Genomic DNA, 6558 nt, shown 5'->3' on the forward strand with positions numbered 1-6558 from the left:
GCGGCGAGGCCCGTGGGCCCCGCCGCCGTATTCCAACGTGCCGGGAAGCATCCCTCCCGGGACGCTGCCTTCACCGGTTACGCCCCGTCACTCCGCCTTGCCGTCCCGCAGCCGCGGAATCGCGAGCGGATTGCCTTCCCGCAGCCCTTCGGGCAGCAGGTCGTCCGGGAAGTCCTGATAGCACACCGGCCGCAGGAAACGCTCGATCGCGGTCGCGCCGACCGACGTGACGGCCGGGTTCGACGTCGCGGGGAACGGCCCGCCGTGCACCATCGCATCGCACACCTCGACGCCGGTCGGGTAACCGTTGACCAGCAGGCGCCCGGCCTTGCGCTCGAGGATCGGCAGCAGCCGGCGCGCGAGCGGCTTGTCGTCGGCATCCATCTGCAGCGTGGCCGTCAACTGGCCTTCGAGCGCGTCGAGCACGCGCGCGACTTCGTCGAGATCGCGGCAGCGCACGATCAGCGACGCCGGCCCGAACACTTCGTGGCTGAACGCCGGCTCGCCCAGGAACGCCTGCGCACCGACTTCGTATAGCGCGCCGCCCGCCTGGCAGTCGGTCTGTGCCGCCTCGCCCGCGCCGATTTCGCGCACGCCCGGCAGTTCGGCCAGCTTGCCGCGACCGTTACGGTACGCATCGGCGATGCCGCGCGTGAGCATCACGCCGGCCGGCTTCTTCGCGAGCGCCTGCGCGGCGACCGTCTCGAAGCGGTCGAGATCGGGGCCGTCGATCGCGAGCACGAGGCCCGGATTGGTACAGAACTGGCCGACGCCGAGCGTCAGCGAATCGACGAAGCCCGTCGCGATCGCGTCGCCGCGCGCGGCCAGCGCGGCCGGGAACAGCACGACCGGGTTGATGCTGCTCATTTCCGCATAGACGGGAATCGGCTGCGGGCGCGCGTTCGCGAGCTGCACGAGCGCCATCCCGCCCTGCCGCGAGCCGGTGAAACCGACGGCCTGGACCGCCGGATGGCTGACCAGCGCGGCGCCGATCACGCGGCCGGGGCCGACCAGCAGCGAGAACACGCCGGCCGGCATGCCGGTTTTCGCGACGGCGGCGCGGATCGCGCGGCCGACCAGCTCGGACGTGCCGAGGTGCGCTTCATGGGCCTTCACGATCACCGGGCAGCCGGCCGCGAGCGCCGACGCGGTATCGCCGCCGGCCACCGAGAACGCGAGCGGGAAATTGCTCGCGCCGAACACGGCGACGGGCCCGAGCGCGATTTTCTGCAGCCGCAGGTCCGAGCGCGGCAGCGGCGTGCGTGCCGGCTGCGCGGGATCGATCGACGCGGCGAGGAAACGCCCGTCGCGCACGACGCGTGCGAACAGCCGGAGCTGGCCGACGGTGCGGCCGCGCTCGCCTTGCAGCCGCGCGACCGGCAGGCCCGTTTCGGCATGCGCGCGCTCGATCAGCGCATCGCCGAGCGCGACGATTTCATCGGCGATCGCTTCGAGAAACGCCGCACGGGCCGCGAGCGGCTGCGTGCGGTACGCATCGAACGCGTCGCGTGCGAGTTCGCACGCGCGGTCGACGTCGGCCTGCGTCGCGACGCCGAACGCCGGCGCCTCGATCGGCGCGCCCTTCGTCGGGTCGAACGCGTGCAAGGTTCCGGCCGAGCCGGCCACCGCTTCGGCGCCGATCAGCATCTCTCCTGTCAGTTGCATGGGGTGTGCTCCGTGGTTCGGGAATGGATTGCTCATTGTAGCCCAACAGATACGATGTCTGCCGACGTCGGCGGCATATTCTCGCCGCCTGCGAAGGCGCCGACGATACATCCGAAAGCCTTACCGGGCCAGCAAATCGCGACCTTCCCACACTGTGACGACGATCCCAAAGGGAAAACCCGAGGTTTCTGAATTCGAGCATTCTCAATAAACTTTCTTCCATGTCATACGACGACGTACATTTAAAGTGAGCAATCAGACCTCCCCTCGCGATCTTCCGCTCGACCTGGCGCGCACCGCGCGCCGAACCGCCGTGCGCTACTGGATCCTGGCGATGCTGTTCGTCGTCACGACGCTCAACTATGCGGACCGCGCCACGCTGTCGATCACCGGCACGCCGATCCGCAAGGCGTTCGGTATCGACCCGGTGACGATGGGTTACATCTTCTCGGCGTTCAGCTGGGCGTACGTGCTCGCGCAACTGCCGAGCGGCTGGCTGCTCGACCGCTTCGGCGCGCGGCGCGTGTATGCGGCGAGCATCTTCCTGTGGTCGGCGTTCACGCTGCTGCAGAGCACGATCGGCCTCGGCGGCAGCGCCGCGTTCGCGGTCGCCGCGCTGTTCGCGATGCGCTTCGCGGTCGGCATCGCGGAGGCGCCGGCGTTTCCGGCGAACGCGAAGGTCGTCGCGAGCTGGTTCCCGACCGCCGAGCGCGGCACCGCGTCGGCGATCTTCAACGCCGCGCAGTACTTCGCGGCCGTGGTGTTCTCGCCGCTGATGGCCTGGCTCACGCACGCGTACGGCTGGCATCAGGTGTACCTGTGGCTCGGCCTGGCCGGCATCGCGCTCGCGTTCCTGTGGCTGCGCGTCGTGAAGGACCCGGCCGACCATCCGGCCGTGAACCGCGCGGAGCTCGACCATATCGAGCAGGGTGGCGGCCTCGTGCGGTCGACGGGCGGGGCGACCGGCGCGCGCGGTAGCGGCGGTGGCGCTTCCGAAGGCAGCCGCGTGGCGGGCTGGTACTACGTGCGCCAGTTGCTGTCGAACCGCATGCTGATCGGCGTGTACCTCGGCCAGTACTGCGTGAACGTGCTCACGTACTTCTTCCTCACGTGGTTTCCGATCTACCTCGTGCAGGCGCGCGGAATGTCGCTGCTGAAGGCCGGCTTCATGACGTCGCTGCCGGCGATCTGCGGATTCCTCGGCGGCGTGCTCGGCGGGATGCTGTCGGACGCGCTGATCCGCCGCGGCGTCTCGCTGACGCTCGCACGCAAGATCCCGATCGTCGGCGGGATGCTGCTGTCGATGGTCATCATCGGTTGCAACTACGTCGACAGCGAAGCGCTGGTCATCATGCTGATGGCCGTGTCGTTCTTCGGCAAGGGGATCGGCTCGCTCGGCTGGGCCGTCGTCGCGGATACCGCGCCGAAGGAAGCGATCGGCCTGTCGGGCAGCCTGTTCAACATGTTCGGCAACACGGCGGGCATCGTCGCGCCGATCGCGATCGGCTACCTCGTCGGCGCGAGCGGCTCGTTCAACGGCGCGCTGGTGTTCGTCGGGCTGAACGCGCTCGTCACCGTGTTCAGCTATCTCGTGATCGTGAAGGACATCAAGCGCGTCGAGCTGCGTCATCGCGACGCGTGACGTTCGACCTTTGAAAAACGGCGGCCGCTTCATGCGCGGCCGCCGTTTTTTTACATCGGAGCGACGTCAGGTCGACGCGTGCACGGCGCGCAGCATGTCGTGCACGCCGGACGTCATCAACGCGAGGAACGCGAGCAGACCGACGTAGCAAAGCGCGTAGGTCGTCTTCGTCTCGATCGACGTCGCGTAGTACACGCGGTTCTCCGGCGCGTCGGGATCGTAGCGCCACGCGCGCTTCAGCTGCGGCAGCGCGAGGATCGCCATCACGATCAGCAGCGGGCTCGGCCGATACACGAACAGCGCGATCAGCACCGGCACGCCCACGAGCCAGATGCGCGGCGACAGCACCGCGGTGATCCGCCCGCCGTCGAACGGCGACAGCGGAATCATGTTGAAGAGATTCAGGAAGAAGCCCGTATACGACAGCGCGAGCAGCAGGTTGCTGTCGGTGTGGCGCGCGGCCGCGTAGCAGGCCAGCGCGCCGAGGGTGCCGACGAACGGCCCGGCGAGGCCGACGTAGGCCTCCGTTTCCGCGTCGTGCGGCATCTCCTTCAACTGGATCCACGCGCCGACGAACGGGATGAAGGTCGGCAGCCCGACGTCGAGCCCGCGCCGCTGCGCGGCGACGTAGTGGCCGGCTTCGTGCACCAGCAGCAACGCGACGAAACCGGCCGCGAAGCGCCAGCCATAGAACAGCGCGTAGACCGCGATCGACGCGAGCATCGTGCCGGCCGAGACGAGCACCTTGCCGAGCTTCAGGCCGCCGAAGATCAGCAGCAACAGCTTCGTCATTCCTTGCGCTCCGTGGCGGCTGCGTCGGATGCAGCGGTTGCATCGGCGACGGCCGGCGCCGCGGCCGCCTTCGGCTTGCGCCCGAAGAAACGCTTGAGCGCCGCACCGCCGGCCAGCAGCGCGACCGCGCCGATCTTGAAGAACTTCACCGCGAACGCGCCGATCAGCGCGAGCAGGCCGAGCTTTTTCGCGCCGACGCCGACGATCAGCGCCGCGAGCCCATACTCGGCGACGTGGTCGGTCGACTGGTTGAAGTCGGCATAGCGCTTGCCGTCGTTGAAGCGGATGTTCGACAGCAGCGCGTCGGCCGAGGGCTGGTACTTCGGCAAATCGGCGAGCGTCGACGCCATCGTCAGCGACAGGTAGCCGTCGCGGCCGAGCACGAGCGTCCGGTAGTTCACGCCGTCGTTCGCGGTATTCGGCGCCGCGCCCTTGTCGCGGATGATCGCCGACCACACGAGCCGGTGCGTGGCCGCGTCGTACGCGGGCGCCTTCGCCCAGCCGACCACCTCGGTTTCGGGCAGGCCGCGCTCCTTGCGCGCCGGGTTGTTTTCCTCGGTGCCGGCCTGCAGGCTTTTCAGCAGTTCGTCGGGCTTCCAGTCCTTCGCGTCGTCGTCGCGGATGTAGCCGCTCGGCTCGAACGACACGACCGATATCCAGTCGGCGTCGGGATCGTCGGGCAGCACGAGGCCGACCAGCTTCGATTCGTCGATCGAGTTGCCCATCGAGCGCAGGTAGCGGCCGGCTTCGGCCGCCGGCACGAACGATTCGCCGGCCTTCAGCTTCAGCACGGCTTCGTGTTTGACGTCGATGTCGGTCGGCCCTTTCACGACCGCTTCGTTGGCGGCCTCGGCGGCGGCCCTCATTTCGACCTGCGCAGCTTCGGTCTGCGCGTGGCCGCTGGTCGCGGCGAGTGCGAGCGTCGCCACGCAGGCGAGCCGGACGGCAAGTTTTTTCATTGTTGGATTCCCCTGGAATGCCTTGTTGTCGATGTGCGCGGCGTCCGGCCCCGGCATCGTGGCCGCGGGTCCGGCGCCGCCTCTCAGGTGGCACGGGGGCTATGGTAACGCAGCGGCTGCGCACGCCCGGGCGGTGCGCGGCGCTTACCTCGCAGGTAATGCCGAAGCGCCGCGGGATTGCCTATCATCTCCCCATGAACTCGACCGCCGCCCTCCATTCGCCTTCCCCGTCCGTCGGCCGCGCGTCCGGCATCGGCCCGCTGCTGCGCACGTGGCGGCAACGCCGGCGCCTGAGCCAGATGGCGCTCGCGCTCGACGCGGATGTGTCCGCGCGCCACCTGAGCTTCGTCGAATCGGGCCGTGCGCAGCCGAGCCGCGAGATGGTGCTGCATCTCGCCGAACGCCTCGACGTGCCGCTGCGCGAACGCAATGCGCTGCTCGTCGCGGCCGGATTCGCGCCGCTGTTTCGCGAACGGCCGTTTTCGGACCCGCAACTGGATGCCGCGCGTCATGCGGTCGAAGCCGTGTTGCGCGGGCACGAGCCTTATCCGGCGCTCGCGGTGGACCGCCACTGGACGCTGCTCGCGGCGAACCGGATGCTCGGCGCGCTGGTCGCGCAGGCCGATCCGGCGCTGCTGCAGCCGCCCGTCAACGTGCTGCGGCTGAGCCTGCATCCGGACGGTCTCGCGTCGCAGATCGTCAACTGGCATGAGTGGCGCGCGCACATCCTGCATCGGTTGCAGCGGCAGATCGACGCGAGCGGTGATCGCACGCTGCATGCGCTGCGCGACGAGCTCGCCGCGTATCCGGCGCCGGCCGGGCAGCCCGACGACTCGCACGCGCGCACCGATTTCGCGGACATCGCCGTGCCGCTGCGGCTGCGCACGGCGAGCGGCGAGCTGACGTTCTTCAGTACGACGACGGTATTCGGCACGCCGGTCGACGTGACGCTGTCGGAACTCGCGATCGAGGCGTTCTTTCCGGCGAATCCGGAAACGGTGGAGGCGATGCGAGCGCTGGCGAACGGGTTGCCGGTGGCGTAACGCCGGCAGGCGTGGCGGGGCCGTGGCCGCGCTCAGCGGCGTTCGAGCGCCAGCTTCACGCCCAGCGCGAGCAAGACCACCCCGCTGACGCGATGCATGCGCGTCAGGATGCGCGGGTTGCGGCGAATCGATGCCGACAGCAGGCCCGCGAACAACGCGACCGGCCCCTTGACGAGAAACGTCAGCCCCGCAAACGTCGCGCCCAGCACGAACAGCGACAGCATCGGGTGCGGGGCGCCGGCCGGAACGAATTGCGGCAGAAACGCCAGGTAGAAAAGCGCGACCTTCGGATTCGACACGTTGGACAGCGCGCCTTGCGCGAACGTCCGCAGCCGCGATGCCGGCGCATTGCCATTGCCCGCGAGCGTCAATTCGCCCGTCGAGCGCAACAGCGTGATGCCGAGGTACAGCAGGTACAGCGCGCCCACCACCTTCAGCGCCGTGAACAGCCATTCGG

General features: G+C 69.0%; 6 protein-coding genes. 2 read left to right on the forward strand and 4 right to left on the reverse strand.

Going from position 1 to position 6558, the window contains the following annotated elements; all coding sequences use genetic code 11:
* Positions 1–87: 87 nt before the first annotated feature.
* Positions 88–1665, reverse strand: a complete 1578-nt coding sequence (locus tag JMF90_RS18435) for an aldehyde dehydrogenase (NADP(+)) (RefSeq protein WP_011546879.1) — start codon at positions 1663–1665, stop codon at positions 88–90.
* Between the two features lie 247 nt (positions 1666–1912).
* Here JMF90_RS18435 and JMF90_RS18440 point away from each other — a divergent pair, with 247 nt between their 5' ends.
* Positions 1913–3307: an MFS transporter gene (locus JMF90_RS18440; protein WP_011546878.1), complete on the forward strand. Its 1395-nt coding sequence runs from the start codon at positions 1913–1915 to the stop codon at positions 3305–3307.
* A gap of 66 nt (positions 3308–3373) precedes the next feature.
* Here the strand turns inward: JMF90_RS18440 and JMF90_RS18445 are convergent, their stop codons facing one another.
* The gene (locus tag JMF90_RS18445) at positions 3374–4099 is read right to left on the reverse strand and encodes a site-2 protease family protein (protein ID WP_011546877.1); all 726 of its coding nucleotides are present in this window, start codon (positions 4097–4099) and stop codon (positions 3374–3376) included.
* Positions 4096–5058: a DUF2167 domain-containing protein gene (locus tag JMF90_RS18450; RefSeq protein ID WP_077177809.1), complete on the reverse strand. Its 963-nt coding sequence runs from the start codon at positions 5056–5058 to the stop codon at positions 4096–4098. The genes JMF90_RS18445 and JMF90_RS18450 overlap by 4 nt, the downstream gene beginning before the upstream one ends.
* A gap of 194 nt (positions 5059–5252) precedes the next feature.
* Here JMF90_RS18450 and JMF90_RS18455 point away from each other — a divergent pair, with 194 nt between their 5' ends.
* Positions 5253–6101, forward strand: coding sequence for a helix-turn-helix domain-containing protein (locus JMF90_RS18455; protein WP_077177810.1), 849 nt, complete (start codon positions 5253–5255; stop codon positions 6099–6101).
* Positions 6102–6133: 32 nt separating this feature from the next.
* Here the strand turns inward: JMF90_RS18455 and JMF90_RS18460 are convergent.
* Positions 6134–6558: LysE family translocator (locus JMF90_RS18460; RefSeq protein ID WP_201325296.1), on the reverse strand; the 425-nt coding region annotated here is incomplete at its 5' end.

Source organism: Burkholderia sp. E168m23 (genome assembly GCF_016586125.1).
GTDB lineage: Bacteria > Pseudomonadota > Gammaproteobacteria > Burkholderiales > Burkholderiaceae > Burkholderia > Burkholderia orbicola.

Excerpts from the sequence above, each read along its gene's own strand:
- JMF90_RS18435 (WP_011546879.1), bottom strand. The coding sequence starts at position 1,665 with ATGCAACTGACAGGAGAGATGCTGATCGGCGCCGAAGCGGTGGCCGGC.
- JMF90_RS18445 (WP_011546877.1), bottom strand. The coding sequence starts at position 4,099 with ATGACGAAGCTGTTGCTGCTGATCTTCGGCGGCCTGAAGCTCGGCAAG.
- JMF90_RS18450 (WP_077177809.1), bottom strand. The coding sequence starts at position 5,058 with ATGAAAAAACTTGCCGTCCGGCTCGCCTGCGTGGCGACGCTCGCACTC.
- JMF90_RS18455 (WP_077177810.1), top strand. The coding sequence starts at position 5,253 with ATGAACTCGACCGCCGCCCTCCATTCGCCTTCCCCGTCCGTCGGCCGC.